20 protein-coding genes are annotated in these 22,717 nt (G+C 36.7%); 11 read left to right on the forward strand and 9 right to left on the reverse strand.

Annotated elements, in window-relative coordinates; genetic code table 11:
* Window positions 1-94: 94 nt before the first annotated feature.
* The 4 genes from BM361_RS09820 to BM361_RS09835 all read right to left on the reverse strand — a co-directional run bounded on the left by BM361_RS09820 (window position 95) and on the right by BM361_RS09835 (window position 4,065).
* Window positions 95-367: an HU family DNA-binding protein gene (locus tag BM361_RS09820; RefSeq protein WP_038262720.1), complete on the reverse strand. Its 273-nt coding sequence runs from the start codon at window positions 365-367 to the stop codon at window positions 95-97.
* A 191-nt stretch (window positions 368-558) separates the two neighbouring features.
* Window positions 559-1,509: a methionyl-tRNA formyltransferase gene (gene fmt / locus BM361_RS09825; RefSeq protein ID WP_074978541.1), complete on the reverse strand. Its 951-nt coding sequence runs from the start codon at window positions 1,507-1,509 to the stop codon at window positions 559-561.
* A 27-nt stretch (window positions 1,510-1,536) separates the two neighbouring features.
* Window positions 1,537-3,438 carry a RecQ family ATP-dependent DNA helicase gene (locus BM361_RS09830; RefSeq protein ID WP_074978543.1) on the reverse strand — a complete coding sequence of 634 codons (1,902 nt, stop codon included), beginning with the start codon at window positions 3,436-3,438 and terminating at the stop codon, window positions 1,537-1,539.
* Between the two features lie 93 nt (window positions 3,439-3,531).
* Window positions 3,532-4,065, reverse strand: a complete 534-nt coding sequence (locus BM361_RS09835; RefSeq protein WP_074978544.1) for an AAA family ATPase — start codon at window positions 4,063-4,065, stop codon at window positions 3,532-3,534.
* Between the two features lie 104 nt (window positions 4,066-4,169).
* Between BM361_RS09835 and BM361_RS09840 the strand changes: the two genes are divergently transcribed.
* The 3 genes from BM361_RS09840 to murA all read left to right on the forward strand — a co-directional run bounded on the left by BM361_RS09840 (window position 4,170) and on the right by murA (window position 6,553).
* Window positions 4,170-4,460 carry a DUF493 family protein gene (locus BM361_RS09840; RefSeq protein ID WP_038262730.1) on the forward strand — a complete coding sequence of 97 codons (291 nt, stop codon included), beginning with the start codon at window positions 4,170-4,172 and terminating at the stop codon, window positions 4,458-4,460.
* 120 nt (window positions 4,461-4,580) lie between these two features.
* Window positions 4,581-5,222 carry a DUF4290 domain-containing protein gene (locus tag BM361_RS09845; protein ID WP_038262732.1) on the forward strand — a complete coding sequence of 214 codons (642 nt, stop codon included), beginning with the start codon at window positions 4,581-4,583 and terminating at the stop codon, window positions 5,220-5,222.
* Between the two features lie 20 nt (window positions 5,223-5,242).
* A complete protein-coding gene (murA, locus tag BM361_RS09850; RefSeq protein WP_074978546.1) occupies window positions 5,243-6,553 on the forward strand; it encodes a UDP-N-acetylglucosamine 1-carboxyvinyltransferase in 1,311 nt (436 codons plus the stop codon).
* Window positions 6,554-6,596: 43 nt separating this feature from the next.
* Here the strand turns inward: murA and BM361_RS09855 are convergent, their stop codons facing one another.
* Complete coding sequence (locus BM361_RS09855; protein WP_074978547.1) at window positions 6,597-7,904, reverse strand: cryptochrome/photolyase family protein; 1,308 nt, start codon at window positions 7,902-7,904, stop codon at window positions 6,597-6,599.
* 9 nt (window positions 7,905-7,913) lie between these two features.
* Window positions 7,914-8,375: an SRPBCC family protein gene (locus tag BM361_RS09860; RefSeq protein WP_074978549.1), complete on the reverse strand. Its 462-nt coding sequence runs from the start codon at window positions 8,373-8,375 to the stop codon at window positions 7,914-7,916.
* A gap of 139 nt (window positions 8,376-8,514) precedes the next feature.
* Here BM361_RS09860 and BM361_RS09865 point away from each other — a divergent pair, with 139 nt between their 5' ends.
* Entirely contained in the window at window positions 8,515-9,366 is an 852-nt protein-coding gene (locus BM361_RS09865) for a DUF2911 domain-containing protein (protein WP_074978550.1), read from the forward strand.
* A gap of 487 nt (window positions 9,367-9,853) precedes the next feature.
* Here the strand turns inward: BM361_RS09865 and BM361_RS09870 are convergent, their stop codons facing one another.
* Window positions 9,854-10,972 carry a GNAT family N-acetyltransferase gene (locus tag BM361_RS09870; RefSeq protein WP_074978552.1) on the reverse strand — a complete coding sequence of 373 codons (1,119 nt, stop codon included), beginning with the start codon at window positions 10,970-10,972 and terminating at the stop codon, window positions 9,854-9,856.
* An 8-nt stretch (window positions 10,973-10,980) separates the two neighbouring features.
* Window positions 10,981-11,952 carry a transporter gene (locus BM361_RS09875; protein WP_074978553.1) on the reverse strand — a complete coding sequence of 324 codons (972 nt, stop codon included), beginning with the start codon at window positions 11,950-11,952 and terminating at the stop codon, window positions 10,981-10,983.
* A gap of 134 nt (window positions 11,953-12,086) precedes the next feature.
* Here BM361_RS09875 and BM361_RS09880 point away from each other — a divergent pair, with 134 nt between their 5' ends.
* From BM361_RS09880 to BM361_RS09895, 4 genes are read left to right on the forward strand one after another with little or no spacing between them, the layout of a single operon-like run.
* Complete coding sequence (locus tag BM361_RS09880; RefSeq protein ID WP_038262755.1) at window positions 12,087-12,374, forward strand: DUF4834 family protein; 288 nt, start codon at window positions 12,087-12,089, stop codon at window positions 12,372-12,374.
* 13 nt (window positions 12,375-12,387) lie between these two features.
* On the forward strand, window positions 12,388-14,835 hold the full coding sequence (locus BM361_RS09885; protein ID WP_074978555.1) for a YfhO family protein: 2,448 nt from the start codon (window positions 12,388-12,390) through the stop codon (window positions 14,833-14,835).
* Entirely contained in the window at window positions 14,832-16,112 is a 1,281-nt protein-coding gene (locus BM361_RS09890; protein WP_074978556.1) for a glycosyltransferase family 4 protein, read from the forward strand. Before BM361_RS09885 ends, BM361_RS09890 begins: the two co-directional genes overlap by 4 nt.
* A 13-nt stretch (window positions 16,113-16,125) precedes the next feature.
* Window positions 16,126-17,592, forward strand: coding sequence for a lipopolysaccharide biosynthesis protein (locus BM361_RS09895; RefSeq protein ID WP_074978558.1), 1,467 nt, complete (start codon window positions 16,126-16,128; stop codon window positions 17,590-17,592).
* Window positions 17,593-17,647: 55 nt separating this feature from the next.
* On the opposite strand, the gene BM361_RS09900 is transcribed toward BM361_RS09895, so the two are convergent.
* Window positions 17,648-18,820 (reverse strand): hypothetical protein, encoded by a 1,173-nt coding sequence (locus tag BM361_RS09900; RefSeq protein ID WP_074978643.1) that lies wholly within the window; start codon window positions 18,818-18,820, stop codon window positions 17,648-17,650.
* A gap of 381 nt (window positions 18,821-19,201) precedes the next feature.
* On the opposite strand from BM361_RS09900, the gene BM361_RS09905 reads away from it, so the two are divergent.
* From BM361_RS09905 to BM361_RS09915, 3 genes are read left to right on the forward strand one after another with little or no spacing between them, the layout of a single operon-like run.
* Window positions 19,202-20,119, forward strand: a complete 918-nt coding sequence (locus BM361_RS09905; protein ID WP_038262771.1) for a dihydrodipicolinate synthase family protein — start codon at window positions 19,202-19,204, stop codon at window positions 20,117-20,119.
* A gap of 11 nt (window positions 20,120-20,130) precedes the next feature.
* A complete protein-coding gene (locus tag BM361_RS09910; RefSeq protein ID WP_074978560.1) occupies window positions 20,131-21,705 on the forward strand; it encodes an aldehyde dehydrogenase (NADP(+)) in 1,575 nt (524 codons plus the stop codon).
* Window positions 21,706-21,715: 10 nt separating this feature from the next.
* Window positions 21,716-22,717, forward strand: a complete 1,002-nt coding sequence (locus tag BM361_RS09915; protein WP_074978562.1) for a 4-hydroxyproline epimerase — start codon at window positions 21,716-21,718, stop codon at window positions 22,715-22,717.

Here is a 22,717-nt window from a genome sequence, read left to right on the forward strand (position 1 = left end):
TAGCCAAGTATCAAAATTTGGGAATGAAAAATAATTCAAAACACAAAAAAAAGCGCCGAAATGGCGCTTCAAATGTTCTGTATTCTGATGTTCGTTAGTTTACAGCGCTAGATAAATCTGCACCAGCTTTAAACTTAACTACATTTTTAGCAGCAATCTTGATTGTTTTACCAGTTTGTGGATTTCTACCTTCTCTTGCTGATCTTTTAGATACTGACCAAGAACCAAAGCCTACTAATGAAACTCTACCTCCTTTTTTTAAAGTACCTTCTACATTACCTAAAAATGATTCTAATGCTTTTTTAGCTGCTGCTTTCGTGATACCGGCATCAGCTGCCATAGCATCGATTAATTCTGTTTTGTTCATAATTCAACGAATTTAAAACTTACTTGTTGGTTAAACATTAATTTTAATTAGCCTATACAAATTTATACGGATTATGCAATCATGCAAGTAATATCAAGGGAAATCGGGTATTTTGTTAATAACTTCGGCTCTATTGTTAATAAAGTAAGCTTTTTTCGACAAATTTTGCTTATCTCGCACTGTATAAGGCTTTAGCGAACGTAAGCATCGCTTTTTATTTCATAACCATTTAAAACATCTCTCACATTCATTTTCCGTTTCCCGGGTAGTTGAACCTCATTTAAAATAATATATCCATTACGGACTGCAACTTTAATACTATTCTTTGTAAGAGATAGCGTTCCTGTTTTATCTTCGTGATCTATGATTTCTTTAGTAGCATTATAAATTTTAATGAATACTTCTTCTTCACCATTGTAAAGCGTTGTCCATGCAGCCGGATATGGACTTAAGCCTCTGATAAGATTATAGATGGAGTCAATAGAAGCTTCCCAGTCTATTTTACAGGTCTCTTTATGAATTTTATAAGCCACCTTCAAAGGCTCATCTTCATTTTGGATCCTGGTGGTTATTTTGTCTTCTTTAATACAGTTAACGGTTTTTAAAACCAATTGTGCACCTGTAAGCATAAGTTTATCATGAAGCATACCTGCAGTTTCCTCAGAACCAATGGCTACCTCTTCCTGAAAAATCATGGCACCTGTATCTATCTTCTCATCTATAAAAAAGGTGGTCACCCCGGTTTTAGTTTCACCATTTATAATAGCCCAGTTAATTGGGGCCGCCCCCCGGTATTGAGGTAATAAAGAAGCATGTAAGTTGAAAGTACCGTAAGCTGGCATTTGCCAAACAGCTTTTGGTAACATTCTAAAAGCTACCACCACTTGTAAATTGGCCTCTAGAGACCTTAACTCGTTCAGAAACTCTTCGCTCTTCAGGTTTGTTGGTTGCATTACGTGAAGACCCTGCTCAACGGCATACTCTTTAACCGCAGATTGATGTAACTTTCTTCCCCTTCCAGCAGGCTTGTCAGGGGCCGTAATTACCCCAACGATATTATAATTATTTTCTACTAAAGTTTTCAGGGTTTCTACCGCAAAATCGGGAGTCCCCATAAAAACGATTTTTAAATCTCTTTCCATTTTAAATAGTTTCTTGTTCAAAATTATTTATTTGAACTGATATTCATTCCTTTCGTTTACAATTATTTTTTCATCTTCTAAAAGTAGCTGTATGGCACTAAGGATATATTCTTCCCGAAAGGTTAATTGGCTATTAATAGCTCTGGAGGATAACGGCTTTTCTTTTAGTAATTTAATGATTTGTTCTGCCACAATATCCAAAACTTCATTCGAGGCTCTCTTGTGTTTTTTAGTAATGCAATAGGAACATATACCACAAGGTTGTAAATTAGTTTCTCCAAAATAAGTTAGTAACTGAATACTTTTACATTGATCACTAGTGTTACAATAATCAAATACAGCTTTTAGTTTCGTTGCTTTTAACTTGTTCTGACTTTTAACATCCTTGGCAATGACATTAATGACCCGGTCGTCTTCACGGGGAACTAAGAAGGTTATTTCAGCATCAGTATTTTTAGCTTCAAGGTTGATAATTTCATCTTTATGTAACTGCTGTAATACTTGCATCAAATCTGCTTCAGAAGAAGCTGTTTTTTGAGCAATGAGAATTGTGTTGATTTTTGTTGGCAGATCAAAAATTCCTCCATATGTTCTTAATATGGCCTGAACAATAGTTTCAATTTTAGGATACTTATCTAAATATGAAAATAACCTGTTAGAGCTTACCTCGAACTGTAAAATAACTTTATTCCTGTACGATTCTGTGAAGTTGATAATAGATTGTCTGTCGAGCGTTTTTAGGCCGTTATAGGTCAATAAACCATTCAATTGATAGATATGACAAAACTCATTAAAATTAAATGCGAAACTTTCCTCTCTGTCTTCCCCGTATCCTATTTGAAAATAATTATTCAGTTTCTTATATAATAGCTTTAAAAAATTGCTGTCCGGAAATACTTTAACGAATTGCTCTTCAGCCTGAAGTTCGTCAGCCTTATTTTTTAGAATTACTGCAAATGATTTGTTGCCATCCCTTCCTGCTCGCCCGGATTCCTGATAATAATTTTCAATGCTGTCAGGTAGGTTTAAGTGAATTACTGTACGGACATCCGGTTTATCTATCCCCATGCCAAAAGCATTGGTGGCTACCATTACCTGAATTTGATTGTCGAGCCATAACTTCAGTTTGTTTTGTTTTTCGTCCGAAGAAATACCACCATGATAATAAGTAGCTTTGATACCTTGATTGTTTAAATAATCAGCAAAATTGATAGTTGCTTTTCTACTGGTTACATATACAATTGATGATCCTTTGTTCTTCTTAAGGATAAGGCTGAGTTTATGTCTTTTATCTTCTTCCTCAAAAACCATATAAGCAATATTCTGACGAGAAAAAGAACTCTTTACTCTTTGAACCGCTCTCAGGTTCAGGTTCTGGACAATGTCTTCTTGTACCTCTGCGGTAGCCGATGCAGTTAAAGCGGCGATTGGAATATGAGGGAACGTTTCTCGAAGCCACACACAGTTTCTATATGCAGGTCTGAAATCATGTCCCCATTCTGATATACAATGAGCCTCATCAATTGCGATAAGATTCACAGGCATTTGTCTTATACGTTCCTGAACTAACTCCTGCTGTAAACGTTCAGGCGAGAGATAAAGGAATTTGTAATTGCCATAGATGCAATTATCCAGTAGAGCATCAACCTCCTTATATGATAATCCACCGGTTAAGCCGATGGATTTTATGTTTTTGTTTTTTAATTGATTGACCTGATCTTGTATCAAGGCGACCAAAGGAGATACTACAATGCAAATCCCTTCCTGTACTAAAGCAGGAACCTGAAAACAAACAGACTTTCCACCACCGGTAGGCAATAGGGCAAGCGTGTCGTGTTTATCTAAAAGGTTTTTGATGACCTGTTCCTGTGCGGCTCTAAATGAATCAAAGCCCCAGTATTGTTTTAAAACCGTTAAAGGGTCTAGCATTAATACAAGTTGTTGTTTATGAGGGAAAGTTACTAATTAGGGGGCAAGCCTCCCATATTTTTCATCGAAATTTAATGTAATAATTTCCAGAGCTTAAATAAATTTCTCAATAAAATCAGCCCTTGCTGTAACGGTGCCCGTTGGCACTTCTAAAAGTTGATAGCCAAATTTTTTATACGCAGCTTCCAGGTAATCATGAATTAGTATAGCCTGTTCAAAGTTTTCATAACGTTCATTGTCAGAAATGTAAATCTCTTCCCAAGGAGGTAATAGAAACACCTGGTCATAGCAGTGTTCAGTACATGCATCGGAGAAGTAAGCAGGGTAATCCTGATTGGCATAATCCAAATAGGCAACCACATCGGGAATACCTCTATCTAAAAAAACTCGGTTTTCAGGATGATTAGTAGCTTGATTAAATTGCGATATCCTCCCTTCAAGCAGCTTTTTACTAAATAGAAGGGGGTCCTTTAGAAAAAGTTGATCGATTCCTTGTTTTTGTGCCTCTATCGTAACCTGTCTGGATATTTCAGGTAAGCAAATATAACCTCGATCTTTCAAGATATCTACCACAGATGTTTTGCCTGTTCCAGGTCCTCCGGTAATGACAATTTTTTTATGACTCACGTTTCATTTATTCAGGGCTCAAAAATAGTGAAATCTGAGGATAACCTAAAAATTGAATTCTAAAGACTATCTTTGCAAGAAATAATATCGATTAGTTAAGCGTAATGGAAAATCAAGAGAATCGAAAAGCTTTTTACGATAAATTAAAAAGTCGTTTAGAAGAGACTACTAAATGGCCGTCCCTGTATTTATATAAGTTCATAGTGCCTACTGATGAAGATAAAATCAAGGAAGTAGAAACCATGTTTGATAATATGGGAGCGGTAATAAATACTAAAAAATCTACCAAAGGAACTTATACTAGTATTTCAATTTCTTTAAAAATGGAATCCCCTGAAGCTGTAATTGAAAAATATCAGGAAGCAGAAAAAGTAGAAGGAATTATCTCTCTTTAATAAATTGATTTGTTGATTGTATAAAAATTAGTATTTTGCAGTGCAACGTATGTTACTTTCCTGCAAGTGAAATACTGCGTAACTTCATTACATTTAATGCATTAAAAACCAACAATAGTTTTGATTGAAAATTTAGAATATAATAGTGAACGACCAAGGTTAATTATTCCAGAGTACGGACGTCATATTCAGAAACTGGTGGATTTCGCCATTTCTATCGAAGATAAGGAAGAGAGGAATAAAGTAGCCAAGGCTATTATTGGAGTTATGGGGAACCTAAACCCTCATTTAAGAGATGTGGCCGACTTTCAGCATAAGTTATGGGATCAGCTTTTCATCATGTCGGACTTCAAATTAGATGTCGATTCACCTTTTCCAATACCTACCAAGGAGATGCTGGCAGAGCGTCCGGAAGGGCTGGAATACCCTCAAAACCATCCTAAATACAGGTTTTACGGGAACAATATAAAACGTATGATTGATGTTTGTAACGGTTGGGAAGAAGGCGAGTTAAAGCAGGCCTTGAAGTATACTATTGCAAACCATATGAAGAAATGTTTCTTAAACTGGAATAAGGACACCGTTGAGGATGATGTAATCTTTGAACATTTATATGAGTTGAGTGGAGGGAAGATTAACTTGGCCAAATGGGATGAGGATCTTTCAGACAGCTCAAATCTTATCCGTTCCAAACCTAACAAACAGCACCGGTCTAACGGTAAAAAGCATCATAAAGGAGGCCGCAATAAAAAACGTTATTAAAAAATCTTTACCGACTTTCTATGGGAACATTTAAAATTGAAGGCGGGCATCAGTTAAAAGGGGAAATAACTCCTCAAGGTGCCAAAAATGAAGCCTTACAAATCTTATGTGCCGTACTACTAACGCCAGAACGAGTTACGATTCACAACATACCCAATATAGTTGATGTAAATAAATTAATCGATTTACTTGAGAATTTAGGGGTTAAAATTCAAAAACTTGGAAAGGGTTCATATTCCTTCCAGGCTGATGATATTAATCTTGAATATCTGGAGTCTGAGCAATTTAAAAAAGACGGAAGAGGATTGCGAGGATCTATTATGATTGTCGGACCTTTATTGGCTCGTTTCGGTAAGGGGTATATACCTAAGCCCGGTGGAGATAAGATAGGAAGAAGACGCCTGGATACTCACTTTCAGGGTTTTATCAAACTTGGCGCTAATTTTAGATATAACCGGGAAGAGTATTTTTATGGTGTAGAAGCTGAGACCTTATCCGGAACTGATATGTTGCTAGACGAAGCCTCGGTAACCGGTACTGCAAATATCGTAATGGCAGCTGTATTGGCCAAAGGGACCACTACCATCTATAACGCTGCTTGTGAACCATATTTGCAACAACTTTGCAAAATGCTCAATCGCATGGGAGCGAAAATATCTGGTATTGCCTCAAATCTATTAACCATTGAAGGAGTTGATAGTTTGGGAGGTACCGATCATACTATGTTACCGGATATGATTGAAATTGGTAGTTGGATCGGATTGGCGGCAATGACCAAAAGTGAGATCACTATTAAGAATGTAAATTGGGATAGTTTAGGAGTTATTCCTGGCGTTTTTGCTAAACTCGGTATTACAGTTGAGAAAAAAGGTGATGATATTTTTATTCCAGAACATAAAAAAGGATATGAAATCCAAAATTATATCGATGGTTCAATTTTAACCATAGCAGATGCTCCGTGGCCTGGATTTACACCCGATTTGTTGAGTATAGTACTTACGATCGCTACCCAGGCAAGGGGAGAGGTATTGATTCATCAGAAAATGTTTGAAAGCCGTTTATTCTTTGTCGATAAATTAATCGATATGGGAGCAAAAATTATATTATGCGATCCGCACAGAGCTACAGTAATTGGTCATGACTTTAAATCTCAATTGAAAGCAACGACAATGACATCTCCCGATATTAGGGCTGGAATTTCCTTATTAATAGCAGCGCTTTCTGCTAAAGGAACTTCAACCATCCATAATATAGAACAGATCGATCGTGGTTATGAATATATCGATGATCGTCTACGAGCTATAGGAGCTAAGATATTAAGAGTAGATTAATAAAAACTTTTAGGCCTGATGATTTCAAATTCATCAGGCTTTTTTAATTAAGGGCATTCTTATAAACCTCCAGGCATCGTTCTCTGGCAGCCTTATGTTCAACAATAGGCTGAGGATAGCTAAACTCATTGAGGTCTTTTACCCAGGTATTTATATATTTGAGATCTTTATCAAATTTTTTAATTTGTGTAATGGGGTTGAATATTCTGAAATATGGCGCGGCATCCACCCCTGTACCGGCAACCCATTGCCAATTCCCAACATTGCTGGACATTTCATAATCCAGTAACTTTTGTGCGAAGTATGCCTCACCCCAGCGCCAGTCAATCAATAAATGTTTACAAAGAAAACTCGCTGTGATCATTCGGATTCTATTGTGCATATATCCGGTGTTGTTCAGCTGACGCATACCTGCATCAACAATCGGATAACCAGTTTTCCCTTCGCACCAGGCCATAAATTCATTTTCATCATTTCGCCAATTGATTCGATCATATTTAGGTTTAAAGCTCTTTGTGGTTGTATGTGGGAAATGATAAAGGATCTGCATGAAAAATTCACGCCAAATCAATTCATTTAGAAAAGTAGTGTCCTTTTCATTTAAGGCCTTTTCTACTAATCTGCGAATACTAACAGTTCCAAAACGTAAATGTGGACCTAGAAGAGATGTACCGTCCTGGGCAGGAAAGTCTCTCGTTTGATGATAGTTGCCTATCAGTGAGGAGCTAATATTGTATGGATGTACTTCAATGTTGCTTTTTTTGAAGCCAATATCAGATAAACTTAATTTATTAAAGTCTCCTTTATAAAAATGCTTTGTTACGTTTCCAATCTGGTAATTAGGGATATCGGTATTTGAATTAAAAGTTTCTTTCCATTTCCTCATGTAAGGGGTATACACTACATAAGGATCGCCGTCGTTTTTTAAAACCTCATTTTTTTCGAAGATCACCTGATCCTTAAAGGTTAAAAATTCGACACCACTTTTAGAGAGTATATTAGAAATTTCCTGGTCTCTTTTAATGGCGTAGGGTTCGTAGTCGTGATTCGTGTATACATTTTTAATATCCTGGCTCATTAGAAGTGATTGAAATATTTCTTGAGGATTACCATGATAAAGAGCTATACCCGTATTATATTTTTTTGATAACTCATCGTTCAGTACCAGAAGTTTTTCATGAATGAAACTAACGCGAGCGTCTTGATCAGGTAGTTTAACTAAAATTTCTTCATCAAAAATAAATATAGGAAGTACACGCTCATTATTAGACAGTGCTTCATAAAGACCACGGTTATCTTCAATTCTTAAATCTCTTCTAAACCAAAAAAGGGTTACTTTTTCCGACTTCATATATGTGTACTAATATTTTAATTCTCCAAACAGAGATTTTAATTTATTTTCCCTGTAGTTGAAGATATCCTTAAGTTGTCTCGCTACCATGGGTTGGATGATGTTTCCAAGAAATCCATAAGGAAGTTTGTAATGGATCAGGTCCTCCATAATAATGCCTCCACGAGTGGGTTTCAAAAAGTGTTTATGGTGCCATAAAGCATAAGGTCCAAATCGTTGTTCGTCTACAAAATACTCCCGATCTTTAACATGTGTTATTTCTGTTACCCACTTCATTTTAACTTTTGGGAATGGACAAACGGTATATTCAATGATTTGACCAGGATACATATTGCTTTCCGCTCCGCTTAAAATTTTAAACTGCATATGGTCTGGAGTGATGACACTCAGATTGTTCGGGTCTGATAAAAATGCCCAACCTTCGTCAATACTTATAGGTAATCCTTGTTGTTTATGGATGCGATGAATCATACTTTGTTTAAGCAATTTTAAACAAAGTTAAACAAATATAGTTTCTATAGCTTAAATTATCGTAATTTTAATATAATTTAATAAGGCAAAACATGTTAAATATGTAAATTGCTATTGTATAAATCAACTATTATTAAAAATGAAAAAACTAGCTTTAATTTTATTATGTGCTTTTATGTCAACCTCTTTATTAGAAGCGCAAGTACAAACGCCGGCACCAAGCCCTACTGCTAATTTTGAGCAAAAGGTAGGTCTTACCGATGTTTCTTTAACCTATTCACGTCCTTCAATGCGAGGCCGTACCATATTTGGTAATTTGGTGCCTTACGATAAATTGTGGAGAACTGGAGCCAATGCAAACTCTGTCATAACTTTCTCTGATGATGTTACTGTTAATGGCCAGACACTTAAAGCAGGTTCTTATGCCATTTTTACCAAGCCGGGTAAGTCTTCATGGGATGTTATTTTTTATGCTGACACCAATAATTGGGGTACTCCGGAGAACTGGGATGAAAGTAAAGTGGCGGCTAAAGCAACTGTAGAAGTAATTTCACTACCGTTTGAGGTGGAATCATTTACTATCGATTTAAATAACCTCTCTAATAATGGCGCCTCAATGGGTATTTATTGGGAAAATACCTATGTGGGTGTGCCTTTCGAAGTACCAACAACCAAGAAAGCGATAGCCAGTATAGAAAAAACCATGGCAGGTCCGGTTGCGGGAGATTATTTTCAAGCTGCGGTATATTACCTTCAAGAAGGAAAAGATCTTGATCAGGCAAGTATGTGGATTGATAAGGCAATTTCAATGTCGGGTGATGAGCCACCATTCTGGATGTTAAGACAGAAGTCTCTTATTTTAGCTAAAAAAGGAGATAAGAAGGGAGCAATTAGTGCAGCTAAGGCTTCTTTGGCAGCCGCGGAAAAAGCAGGTAATGCTGATTATGTTAAATTGAATAAAGATTCTCTGAAAGAATGGGGAGCTATGTAATAAGAGCTTTCTTATAATATTTTATTTAGAGATCAACTGGGTTAAATACAGTTGATCTCTTTTTTTTTGATCTCTTTTTACGTGAATTTACCAGCAGTTACAGGGTATACTTGGTAGGTAATCTTCCAGAGAACGGTCAATCTTCGGAATCTTAAGGTTGTTCTTTTATAGCATATAATGCTGCTTCAGGCAGAACATATTTTACTGTATTAAGGGGATTGTTTTAGGATATTATAGGGATAATTTGGGGATAACATGGGGATAACATAAAGATTAGTACCTATGCTACCTGAAGAAAATAAGCATATTGAAGGATTGTGATCTTAAGAAATTACAAATTAAAAGACCGTTATAAAGTGTATTGGGAAACGAGAATTTAACCCTTGTAAATATGGCTGTTGCTAAGGATGATAGTATGGAGAATTAAAACTATGGGGGGCAAAGCGTTCGAAAACTAAAAAAGGTTGCTTTAGAGGCAACCTTTTTTTTATAGATTTTTTCGATACGTTCTCCGCATGACAAAAACTTGAGGATTGAAATGTTTCCACATGTTTCTGGCTGCCGCATTATCACTTAATTCCGGAGTTCGTATAAAATGATTAACTCCTTTTTCTGAGAATACTTTATAGAATTCATTAAATAATACAGCAGTAATGCCTTTGTTTTGATATTCAGGGTGAATACCAACCAGATAAAAGACAGCGCTTTTACTTTGCTTTTTCGCTTTTAGCAAGTGAATGAACCCAAAAGGGAACAATTTACCTTTAGTTTTTTGTAAAGCTTCAGCAAAACCAGGCATTACAATTCCAAAGGCTATTACGTTGTCGTCTTTGTCAACAACAAACTTTATGTATTCAGGGTTGATAAAACTAATGTACTTCTTTTTGTAAAAGGCTATTTGTGCATCTGTAATGGATACAAAGGAAGATAAATTAGCATAGGCCTCATTGAAAAGGGCGAACATTTGATCTACATAAGGCATTAAATCCTTGGTTTTGGTAAAGTTCAAACCTTTTACACCATAACGTTTTTTAACTAACTCACTGCCTTTGGTGAAGTACTTCGGGTTCACATCATCAAGATAAAATTCACTCTCGTTATATTCTTTTTCTATAACATATCCTAATTGCTCGAGATGATCTTTATAATACGGGAAATTGTACCAGGTTACCATGGTTCCTAAATGGTCAAAACCTTCGGTCATGACACCTACTTTGTCCATATTGGAAAAGCCCATAGGACCTTCGATATAATCCAGGTGGTTTTTTTCTCCGAATGCCTCCACCTTTTTAAGAAGTGCTTTGGTTACTTCTACATCATCAATTACATCCCACCATCCAAAACGGACCTTTTTAATTCGTTGCTTTTCAACTTCGGTCCAGTTTATAATTGCAGCCATCCGGCCAACAGCTTTATTGTTTTTATAAGCTATATAGAAGTGGGCATCTGCCGTTTCAAAAACGGGATTTGTTTTTTTATTAAAGCTTTCCACCTCGTCGGTGATAATAGGTGGGACCCAGTTTTTAGAGTCTTTATATAGTTGAAAAGGAAATTTTACGAACTCGGTGAGTTCCTTTTTTGTAATAGCTTCTCTTACTTCAATCATTGCGTAGTTTAATTGTCTAAACCTTTGAAAGAATTATTCTTTCTTTGTCGTTTTTTTTGTTTTCTCAAAGCCTTTTTTTCTTGTTTGGAAACGTTATCGACTTTTTTAAATTCATCTTCATGATAGTCCAGACGATAAGAAATTCCCATTCCTGCCAAAAATCTGGAAGGTGTGTCTTTCGTGTTCAGCCCTATAGAAAAATCAAGTTGAAGATCCTTGTTAATTAGCGTGGCTCCCCCCAACCTGAAAAGGCCATCTCCATAAGCATCACTTTTAAAGCCTTGATGTTCTGCAAAAATAGAATATTTAGGGTTTTTTAAGGTATGAGTTAAGGTAATAATGTAACTAAACATCGGATCATCTTCGGTGAACTTGTCGTAGATTAGGTTTGAAACCAATACCCAGTTCCAGCTTATATGATTTTGGGTAGCGAGCATTACCTTAGGGCTTACCGTAGATTCAGCAGGGTAATATGGGTTATCCCCAAAATTCATGTTCATACCGGCATATAAGGCCACTGCAGGAATTAAGTCACTCCACTGAGGTCTGTTATTAGCTCGCCAACTGTATAAGTTAGGTTTGTTTGTTTCCGGATTTTTAAAGGGGTCAAAAACCAGGAATTTAAGGCCGACTGTGTTTTGTGTAAAATCCGTCCTACTGTATTTATACGCAGGACTCGTAGAGTTGTCAGTGATATTTTGATTGGTGAAAGTACCATTCCAAATTATTTCGAGTTGTTCGAAAAGAAATCCATAGCGAACAGCAAATTCGCCACTTTTTAAATTTGAACTGGTTCTCAACAGGTCGTGTTCTCTTTTTTCAAATAAAAATCCGGCTTCTCCCTGAATTACATTTTTACCAACCGAAAATGCACTTACGGAATTACCCGGTCTGTTGGAATTTATTACTTCGGTATATTGGGCTTTAGCACTTATAGTGAATAACAGAAAAAAACATGTCAGGTAGGTTAAATTTTTCATTTTTTGGGTTTTTGATCTTTAGAATTTCCTATTCTGTTAACCCAAATATATACGATTTTATTATTTTTTTAAGTTACTATTTCTGTTTTTACGGTTATTAGATTGTATTTTTGATGGTTAAAAAGAAATAATAAATGGATGTTTTAATTGTTTTATTAACTATACTATTGATATACTTCGGTTTAAAAGTATTGGGCAGAGTATTAGCCCCATTCTTGCTGAAATACATATCAAAAAAGATGGAGAAGAAGTTTAGGGAGGGATTTGGTCAATATCAACAGCAGGCAACATATAAAAATGAACAGTATCAGACGAAAGAAGGTGAGACTGTAATCGATAAAAAGCCAACCAGAAATAAAAAAAATACCTCGAAATCTTCTAAAAAAGTTGGAGAATATATAGATTTCGAAGAATTAGACTAACCAAATCAATTATATGAACTTTAGCTTTAAAAAGTTAGTACCTCACATTGTAGTATTTGTTTTATTTATTGCAGCTTCTTTGGCATACTTCTCCCCGGTACTTCAAGGGAAAAAGATTTTTCAAAGTGATATTGTCCAGTATACTGGAATGGCCAAAGAGCAAAATGACTTCCGAAAAGTAAAGGGCGAAGAACCTTATTGGACCAACAGTGCATTCGGAGGAATGCCTACGTATCAATTAGGAGCTAATTATCCGCATAACTATGTGAAAAAATTAGATAAAACCATTCGCTTTTTACCACGACCGGCAGATTATTTATTTCTGTATTTTATTGGGTTTTATATACTGCTTTTGGTGCTCAGGATTGATTGGAAATTAGCATTTATAGGTTCCTTGGCTTTTGGCTTTTCAACATATCTTATAATTATTCTGGGGGTAGGACATAATGCTAAGGCTCATGCCATTGGATATTTTCCTTTGGTTCTTGCCGGAATCGTATTAAGTTTCAGGCGGCAATATATTTGGGGTTTCTTATTAACTGCCATAGCAATGGCGCTGGAAATTAATGCCAACCACTTTCAGATGACCTATTATTTGATGTTGCTGGTTGTGGTTCTAGGAGTCGTATATTTATTAGATGCTTATAAAAAGAAGGAGTTACCACATTTTTTTAAAACTGTAGGATTGTTGTTCTGTGCTGTTATTCTTGGGGTAGTAACCAATGCCACCAATATAATGGCCACCAAACAATATGCAGATTGGAGTACCCGTGGGACAAGTGAATTGACAATAAATCCAGACGGTAGTCCAAAAGAAAATTCAGATGGTTTAAGTTACGATTATATAACCGAATACAGTTATGGAAAAGCGGAATCCTTAAATTTGTTCGCTTCCAGGCTTTTTGGTGGCGGTAACAGTGAAGCGCTTGGTGAGGATTCCAATACGTACCAATACCTTGTAAACAAGGGAGTGCCGCGAGATCAGGCTAAAAGTTTTACTTCCGGCCTTCCTACCTATTGGGGAGATCAACCCATAGTAGCAGCACCCGCTTACATTGGGGCCGTGGTGGTATTCTTATTTGTTTTAGCACTGTTTTTGGTACAAGGTCGTCTTAAATGGTGGCTGGTTGGAGGAACCATACTTTCCTTATTACTTTCCTGGGGTAAGAACTTTAGCATTCTTACCGATTTGATGATTGATTATATGCCAATGTATGATAAGTTTAGAGCTGTATCTTCCATTCAGGTAATTCTCGAACTATGTATTCCTGTATTGGGGATCGTCGGATTGAGTCGTATGTTCTCACCGGAGGTAGACCATAAACAAAAGTTAGATGCCTTAAAAAAGGCGGGAGCAATTATCGGAGGTTTGATTGTCGTACTGTTTATTGGTAAAGGGTTCTTTAGTTTTGATGCGTTGAACGATGCATATTATTCGCAACAGTTTTCACAAATGGGTCTTCCGGAATTAATGGACTTTCTAAAGGAGGACAGAAAAGCAATGTATTCGAGCGATTTATTGCGTAGTTTCGGATTTGTACTAGTCATAGCAATTGTATTGTATGCTTATTTAAAGAATAAGCTTAAGGTAACCTATGCTTATGTCGCAATTGGATTGTTGTTGATTTTCGATTTGGTAGGGGTTGATAAGCGCTATGTAAATAAGGATGATTTTGTTTCAGCAAGAAAATTAGAAAAGCCATTTCAGCCAAATGGAGCGGATGTAGAGATATTAAAAGATACGACTCATTTTAGGGTGTTTGATCCAAGTGAAGGATTAAATGGGGCTAGAACATCTTATTTTCATAATTCTGTTGGGGGCTATCATGCAGCTAAACCCGGCCGTCTTCAGGAGCTTTTTGAATATCAGATTTCCAAGAATAATATAGGGGCTTTGAATATGTTGAATGTCAAGTATATTATTCAACAAAATGATAAAGGTTTATATCCGGCACGTAATCCATATGCAAATGGTAATGCATGGTTTGTAGAAACACTTAAAACGGTTCAAAATGCAGACCAGGAAATGCAAGCTCTTGATAGTCTGAATTTCAAATCGGAGGCAGTAGTAGACGTTTCAAAGTTTGGAAATTTAATTAGTGGAAAAACCTTCGAAGTTGATTCTTTGGCAAACATATCCTTGAAAAAGTACGAGCCAAATCATTTGGTGTATCGCTCAAATAATAATAATGACGGCCTGGCCGTTTTCTCAGAAATGTACTATCCACACGGATGGCAAGTTAGTATCGATGGAAAAAAAGCGGAAAGTTTTAGAGTCAATTATGTGCTGAGAGCATTAAATATTCCAGCTGGAAAACATACAATTGAGTTTAAGTTTCAGCCAGAAGTAATACAAACAGGTAGTGCTATTGCATTAACGGGTTCTTTGATTCTGGTTTTAATCCTGTTCGGGGGTATTGGCTATACGATCAAAGAGAAACGAAGTATGAAACCCGAATGAAAAAAGTCCTTATCATAACATATTACTGGCCACCTGCAGGTGGACCCGGAGTTCAGCGATGGCTGAAGTTTGTTAAGTATTTAAGGAGTTTTGATATTGATCCGATAGTATACATTCCAGAGAATCCAAACTATCCTGTGAAAGACCCTGCTTTTTTAAAAGAAGTGCCTGAAGATATTACGATCATCAAGCAACCGATTTTTGAGCCTTATGGGGTGGCTTCGGTATTCTCTAAAAAGAAAACCAATCAAATCAGTAAAGGCGTAATCTCTTCGGGAAGTCAATCATTTATTGAGAAAATGATGTTGTGGATAAGGGGTAACCTCTTTATACCGGATGCTCGCAAATTCTGGATTAATCCTTCGGTTACCTATTTGTCTCGATACCTTGAAGAGAATAATATCGATACTATTATTACCACGGGTCCGCCGCATAGCTTGCACCTTATAGGTTTGAAGTTAAAGCGGCAATCAGGTATTAAGTGGATCGCTGACTTTCGGGATCCATGGACTACCATTGGGTATCACAAAGAACTAAAATTAACAAAAAATGCTGCGGAGAGGCATAAAGAGCTGGAGCATCAAGTGCTTAATACTGCCGATCAAATAACGGTTACGAGTTATACAACCAAAAAGGAGTTTGAGGAACTCACAGCACAACCTATAGAAGTTATAACCAACGGATATGATGTTAGTTATTTTGAAAGTGTTACACCAGATGAGGGGTTTACCTTAGCACACATCGGATCCTTGTTGTCCGGAAGAAACCCCTTAGTTCTATGGGAAGTACTATCGGAATTAAAAAAAGAAAGTGAGTCGTTTGCTAAAGATTTAAAAATTAATTTAGTAGGGGTGGTGAGTGATGTTGTTGTTCAAAGTTTAAAAGATTATGGTTTGGAGGCTTCATTAAGCTTACAGGCGTATGTGACTCATGATGAGGCTTTGAAGATGCAAAGAGCTTCACAGCTGTTATTGTTAATTGAAATAGATGCAAAGGAAACTCAGTGTATAATACCGGGTAAGTTATTTGAATATATGGCTGCAGAACGTCCGATATTGGCCATTGGCCCGGATCAATGGGACGCTGCTAAAATTGTTCGTGAAACTAATACAGGAAAAACCTTTGTGTATGATGATAAAACAAGATTGAAAACGGCAATTCTGGAATATTATCAGGCCTATAAAAAAGCATCTCTTAAAGTTCACCCTATTGGCCTTCAAAAGTATAGCAGGAAGGCTTTAACGGAACATTTAAGTAATGTAATTAAACAGTTGTAAAGAAAATATAACAATGGGAGTTGTAGTTAAACAGTCAGTTAAAAATACCATTTATACCTATATGGGATTTGGTATAGGTGCTGTGAATACCCTTTTTCTTTATACTAATTTTTTGTCTGATGAGTATTATGGATTGGTAGGTTACATTCTTTCTGCTTCAAACATACTGATGCCACTGCTAACTTTTGGTGTTCAAAATACCTTGGTGAAATTTTACAGCTCCTATAAGGAAGACACCGAGCAAGGCAAGTTTACTTTTATGATGTTTATCCTTCCTTTACTCTTGATCGTTCCAGTTGGTATACTAGGAACGATTGCTTACGAATCTATAGTTTCGTTTTTAGCGAGGAAAAATGCCATTGTTGGTGGTTATGTATGGGTAATCTATATTACGGCTATTGCCATGGCTTATTTTGAAGTCTTCTTTGCCTGGACTAAAGTTCATATGAAATCTGTATATGGAAACTTTTTAAAAGAAGTATTTTTAAGAGTGGTTGTAATGGCATTGCTAATGGCGGTTTTTATGAGTTGGTTAACACCAGATGAATTCATCATAGGTGTGATGCTTGCCTATATCCTAAGAATGTTATTGATGATGCTGAGTGCATTTAAGGTAAGTAAACCCAAATTTGTCCTGGCATTACCTCAAAACTCTAATAAGGTAATCAGGTATACGTCTTTAATTATTCTAGCCGGATCCATAGCGATGGTTTTGCTGGATGTAGATAAATTCATGATCGGACAATATGAAGCTATTGAGAATATTGCTTTCTATAACGTAGCTGTTTATATAGCAGCGGTTATCGTAGTTCCTGCTCGTGCCATGCATCAAATCACCTATCCACTCACAGCACGTTTGTTAAATGAAAGGGACATGACTGCTTTAAAAGATTTGTATAAAAGAAGTTCGTTGAACCTCTTTATTATCGGTGGATTAATCTTATTGTTAATTGTTTTAAATGTAAATCAATTATATCAAATTATTCCGGATCAGTACAGTGGGGGTATATCGGTGGTCTTTTTTATAGCCGCGGCCAAGTTGTTTGAGTGTTTATTAGGAAATAATAATTCTATTCTGTTCAATAGTGATTATTACAGAATGGTGTTGTTTTTTGGGGTGTTTTTGGCGATTCTTACCGTTATTCTAAATATAATATTTATTCCGATGCTAGGAATTAACGGAGCGGCATTGGCTACATTGTTGGCCTTTTTGCTATATAGTATCGTAAAATTTTGGTTTGTGTATGCGAAACTTCATATACATCCATTTACGCTAAAAACTGCAGAGACAGCGATCGTGCTGCTAGTATTTATATTAGTATTTTATTTTTGGGATTTTTCGTTTCACCCCATCATTAATATTGTTTTAAAAGGGGCAATCGTTACGGTTGGTTATCTATTGGTAGTTTTAAAATTAAAGTTATCTGATGATATTATTGCTATGGTTGAGAGGGTGCTAAAATCAAAGGCCCGCAGCTAAATGAATAACTGCGAGCCCTCTCGTAATCTAACCAAACCATTATTATACTTAATCCTTAAATATTATTTCCTCTCCCTCTTGAATTTCCTCGTGTATTTCTTGAAGAGCTGGCTTTTCTGGTACTACCGGAAGCTTTTTTGTTATAAGTTCTGGAAGACCTGTTTGTGCTATACTTTTGAGTCGGTTTAGAACGTTTTACTGATCTTGAAGCCGTATTTGATTTTCTTTGTTCATATGGCCTTTTTGCGACATTGCTACTTCGCTTTTTATCTGATGATCTTGAATAAGACTTTTTCTTTGGGGTACTATTTCTATTTGAATTATATACACGGGTATTTGAGGTTTTGTTAGGACTCACTTTTCTCGTGTTGTTATATCTTCTGTTGGTAGCAACATCAGATTTGCTACGGTTGTTAGAAGCCCTGCTGTAGTCTCTATTTCTATCAGGAGCATTTCGGTTAACCGAACGCGTATTGCTTCTTCGGGTTTCTGTATTTAAACTACGATTTCTAACATTTCTAACCGTTGCATCATCTCTTCTTGTCTTTACACGTCTGTCATTCCTGTAAACTTTGTTTCTACCATTGTTATTCTTATAGTGATAGGTTCTTCCTACTGTAGCATAAGATCTTCTGTAATTGTTTCTATAAGGTCTGTAATACGTATATCTTACAGGTTCATAGTATCTTCTGTAAGGCTTATAGCTTACATAGCAATATGAAGGTCTTGGTCTCACAAAATATCGGTGATACGGTCTGTAAATATATCTTCTGTTATAAACATTGATATAACCACTATATCTGATAAAAACACCATGAGGATTATAGTATGCGTATAGTCCACCAATTCTGTAGATACGATTATTTCGATAAAACACATCGATATTTCCTATTCTTGATACACGCCCATAGAAATCATAGTAAACGGGTGTGTTAAGTACTTGTATTACAGCGCCATAATCATCGTATTGTACATAACGATCATATCCATATCCAGAATTAAAACTGATGTTTACATTTCGTGTATTAACATTCACTCCAATATAATTAGGGTTGTCAATAAAGAAATCAAATTCACCATTCGGATACACAGAGAAGGTAATTCCATCTTCTACAAATATAAATTGATCACCGTATCCATATCCGTTAATAGCCGTCGAATTAGTTTTTGCGTTTATAGCAAGGGGACTGGCTAAAACCATAACTAGTAATATTGCTAATTTTTTCATGACTAAAGATTTTTTGTTAAACATTTATTTTTCGACTGGCTAGTCATTGTCAAACGTTACAAGCACCGTGCCAAAATATTATTAAAATGTTTTTAAGTATTTAACCTGCTGTTATCCAGGTGTTTATTTTTTTAGATAAAGAAACCTCTCAAATACTAATAAATGAGAGGTTTCCAACTAACCAACCAAAAAACTAATCTGTTATTACGGATTAGTTCCACCATCTTTAGTTCAAAGGTTATGCCAAAGTGATATAATCAGAATAAAGCTGATCCCGGCAATAACTTAAAACAGCACAATAGTATTAGTTAATGCATTTATATGATAAATAACTCTCCATTTCACTCTATACATTTGCAATATTCAAATAACATAAATATTATGAGGACAGTAAAGTGGAATGGGGTTTACCCAGCAGTTACAACAAAGTTCAAAGAGAATGGAGATTTAGATATTCCAGCTTTTTTAAAGAATATTGAGCATCAAATTGATGCTGGAGTAAATGGTATTATTATCGGGGGCTCTTTAGGGGAGAGCAGTACCTTAACTCACGATGATAGGTTAGCTTTATTAGAGGCAACCGTAGCGGCTTTCGGGGATCAAACGGATGTGTTATTAAATGTTGCAGAAGGAGCTACTACAGCTGCTATAGAGTTAGTGCAAAGAGCTGAAAAAGCGGGAGCCCATGGGTTTATGTTATTGCCTCCAATGATGTATAAACCAACCGATCAGGAGGTAGCAGACTATTTTAAGACCGTTGCCAGAAGTACCAAATTACCAATTTTACTTTATAATAATCCTGTTGATTATAAGATAGAGATCACACTACCTATATTTGAGCAATTGGCATCTGAAGCCAATATTCAGGCGGTAAAAGAAAGTACACGTGATATTTCAAATGTGACGCGAATGAAAAACAAGTTTGGTGATCGTTTTAAAATTCTTTGTGGAGTGGATACCCTGGCAATGGAAGAACTTCTGATGGGAGCTGACGGATGGGTTGCAGGATTGGTATGTGCCTTCCCAAAGGAGACGGTAGCTATTTATGAATTAGTAAAAGCAGGTAAGATAGACGAGGCATTGGAAATTTACCGATGGTTTTTGCCTATCTTAGAGTTGGATATCAATCCTCAACTGGTTCAGAATATCAAACTTGCGGAAGTAATGACGGGAATTGGTACAGAACCGGTTAGAGCTCCACGTCATATCTTGGTTGGAGATGAAAGAAAAAGGGTAATCAAGATTTTAGAAGATGGTATTGCTTCTAGACCTATATTACCTGATTATAAAAACTTATAAAAAAATATACTATGATTACCGATAATTTAATTGCCGGAAATCCTAGCGGAATAGGTGCAGAAACGATTAAAGCTGTCGACCCGGCTAAAAGAACTCAAACCTCAGAATTGTTTAAATGTGCAACAGAGGATGAGTTAAACACGGCGGTTCAGGAAGCATATAATGCCTGGCTGACGTATAAAAACCTAAGTGGGAGTAAAAAAGCTCAGTTTTTAAGGACTATTGCAGACGAAATAGAAGCTTTGGGTGATACACTTGTTCAGCGTGTAATGATAGAATCTGGTTTACCAGAGGGAAGAGTTGTCGGCGAACGCGGACGAACTTGTGGACAATTGAGACTCTTTGCTGAACTTTTGGAAGAAGGAAGTTGGGTAGAGGCCAGGATAGATGAGGCAATGCCTGATAGAACTCCATTACCACGTGTCGATATACGAAAAATGCTACAGTCAACAGGACCTGTAGCAGTTTTTGCAGCTAGTAATTTTCCTTTAGCTTTTTCAACGGCAGGGGGGGATACGGCCTCAGCTTTAGCTGCTGGTTCTCCTGTGATCGTTAAGGCACATTCTTCTCATCTGGGAACGAATGCCCTGGTGGCAGAAGCCATTACCAAAGCGGTTAAAAAATGTGGATTGCCAGGAGGTGTTTTTTCTTCGGTACAAGGCTCTGGAAGAACGGTAGGTAAAAAGCTTGTACAGCATCCATTGATAAAAGCAGTAGGCTTTACAGGTTCATATACTGGTGGGATGGCATTGGTAAAAGCAGCTAATGAAAGAAAAGAACCAATTCCGGTTTATGCCGAAATGGGGAGTATTAATCCGGTATTTGTTTTAAACCAAAAGATTAAAACCGAAGGAAAAGCTATAGCCGCTCAAATAGCAGGGTCTGTTAATCTTGGGGCAGGACAATTTTGTACAAATCCAGGTTTAACCATTGTTGAAAAAGGAGAAGGACTAAAGGAATTTATGGAGGCTCTTACAGAAGAATTCGCCAAACTCGATGCAGCAACGATGCTAAACGAAACCATTCATTCAGCTTATGTAAATGGGAAAAAGGAATGTGTTGATCAAGCGGAAGTGTCCTTGCTGTTTGATGCAGAAAGTAATGATGATTCTTGGAAAGGCCGACCAGGTATAGCGCAAGTTTCGGCAAAAGATTTTATCAAGAACAATACATTACATCAAGAGGTTTTTGGTCCATTCACCCTGCTGGTGGTTTGTGAAAATAAAGAAGAGTTAAACGAGGTAACCCGGGCTCTGGAAGGTCAGTTAACAGGATCAATATTAGGCACCGAAGATGATCTTAACAACAATCCTACGCTAATTGAAAATTTATCTCAACGTGTTGGCCGTTTAATATTTAATGGGGTTCCGACAGGTGTTGAGGTATGCCATGCCATGCATCATGGCGGACCATTTCCATCTACTTCCAATGGTATGTATACCTCAGTAGGAACAGATGCAATTAAACGATTTGTACGTCCCCTTTCTTTTCAAAATGCACCGCAAAGTATATTACCTGATGCCTTGAAAGATGGGAATCCATTAAACATATGGCGTAAGGTAAATGGTTTAACAACTAAAGAATAATGTAATATAAGTGAAAAAACGTTTTTTTTGTATCGATGCCCATACTTGTGGGAATCCGGTACGTCTTGTTGCTGGTGGGGGACCGAAGCTAGAAGGAGCGAATATGATGGAGAAAAGGTTACACTTTTTAAATTCATTCGACTGGATACGCAAAGGACTTATGTTTGAACCCCGGGGACACGATATGATGTCCGGTAGTATTTTATATCCACCTGCCGATCCAACCAATGATGTTGGAGTATTATTTATTGAAACCAGTGGATGTTTACCCATGTGCGGACATGGTACCATTGGAACGGTTACAATAATGATCGAAGAGGGGTTGGTGGATCCATTGGTGCCTGGGAAATTAAGATTGGAAACTCCTGCAGGGCTTGTTAATGTGGAATACCTAGAGGAAAACGGAAAGGTGAAGTCCGTTAAACTTACTAACGTACCATCATTTCTTTATAAAGAAGAATTAACAGTGGAATGTCCTGATTTAGGGGAGTTGGTTGTCGATGTGGCTTACGGAGGGAATTTCTACGCTATTGTCGATCCTCAAAAGAACTTTAAAGGGATACAACATTACAATGTTTCACAACTCGTAACCTGGAGTCCTGTAATCAGGCACCTGTTGAATGAAAAATATGAATTTCAACACCCTGTAGATAAAAACATCAATGGTCTTAGTCATGTACTTTGGACGGGTGATACGTTATCTGATGATGCAGATGCACGGAATGCAGTTTTTTACGGAGACCGCGCCATAGACCGATCGCCATGTGGTACAGGAACATCGGCAAGAATGGCACAGTGGTTTGCGAAAGGAAAATTAAAAGCAGGAAATAAATTTATCCATGAGAGCTACATAGGTTCTAAATTTATTGGATGTGTTGAAGAGGTAACCTCGTGTGGTGAATACCAGGCCATTATTCCGAGTATTTCAGGATGGGCTAAAGTATTTGGTTACAATACCATAGTTATAGATGAGGAAGATGATCCTTATGCTCACGGATTTCAAGTAATTTAA

It is taken from the genome of Zhouia amylolytica (genome assembly GCF_900116365.1).
GTDB classification, from domain to species: Bacteria; Bacteroidota; Bacteroidia; order Flavobacteriales; family Flavobacteriaceae; genus Zhouia; species Zhouia amylolytica.

Excerpts from the sequence above, each read along its gene's own strand:
- BM361_RS09875 (WP_074978553.1), bottom strand. The coding sequence starts at position 11,952 with ATGAAAAATTTAACCTACCTGACATGTTTTTTTCTGTTATTCACTATA.
- murA (WP_074978546.1), top strand. The coding sequence starts at position 5,243 with ATGGGAACATTTAAAATTGAAGGCGGGCATCAGTTAAAAGGGGAAATA.
- BM361_RS09855 (WP_074978547.1), bottom strand. The coding sequence starts at position 7,904 with ATGAAGTCGGAAAAAGTAACCCTTTTTTGGTTTAGAAGAGATTTAAGA.
- BM361_RS09830 (WP_074978543.1), bottom strand. The coding sequence starts at position 3,438 with ATGCTAGACCCTTTAACGGTTTTAAAACAATACTGGGGCTTTGATTCA.
- BM361_RS09880 (WP_038262755.1), top strand. The coding sequence starts at position 12,087 with ATGGATGTTTTAATTGTTTTATTAACTATACTATTGATATACTTCGGT.
- BM361_RS09860 (WP_074978549.1), bottom strand. The coding sequence starts at position 8,375 with ATGATTCATCGCATCCATAAACAACAAGGATTACCTATAAGTATTGAC.
- BM361_RS09895 (WP_074978558.1), top strand. The coding sequence starts at position 16,126 with ATGGGAGTTGTAGTTAAACAGTCAGTTAAAAATACCATTTATACCTAT.
- BM361_RS09865 (WP_074978550.1), top strand. The coding sequence starts at position 8,515 with ATGAAAAAACTAGCTTTAATTTTATTATGTGCTTTTATGTCAACCTCT.
- BM361_RS09870 (WP_074978552.1), bottom strand. The coding sequence starts at position 10,972 with ATGATTGAAGTAAGAGAAGCTATTACAAAAAAGGAACTCACCGAGTTC.
- BM361_RS09910 (WP_074978560.1), top strand. The coding sequence starts at position 20,131 with ATGATTACCGATAATTTAATTGCCGGAAATCCTAGCGGAATAGGTGCA.
- BM361_RS09890 (WP_074978556.1), top strand. The coding sequence starts at position 14,832 with ATGAAAAAAGTCCTTATCATAACATATTACTGGCCACCTGCAGGTGGA.
- fmt (WP_074978541.1), bottom strand. The coding sequence starts at position 1,509 with ATGGAAAGAGATTTAAAAATCGTTTTTATGGGGACTCCCGATTTTGCG.
- BM361_RS09905 (WP_038262771.1), top strand. The coding sequence starts at position 19,202 with ATGAGGACAGTAAAGTGGAATGGGGTTTACCCAGCAGTTACAACAAAG.
- BM361_RS09840 (WP_038262730.1), top strand. The coding sequence starts at position 4,170 with ATGGAAAATCAAGAGAATCGAAAAGCTTTTTACGATAAATTAAAAAGT.
- BM361_RS09900 (WP_074978643.1), bottom strand. The coding sequence starts at position 18,820 with ATGAAAAAATTAGCAATATTACTAGTTATGGTTTTAGCCAGTCCCCTT.
- BM361_RS09820 (WP_038262720.1), bottom strand. The coding sequence starts at position 367 with ATGAACAAAACAGAATTAATCGATGCTATGGCAGCTGATGCCGGTATC.
- BM361_RS09885 (WP_074978555.1), top strand. The coding sequence starts at position 12,388 with ATGAACTTTAGCTTTAAAAAGTTAGTACCTCACATTGTAGTATTTGTT.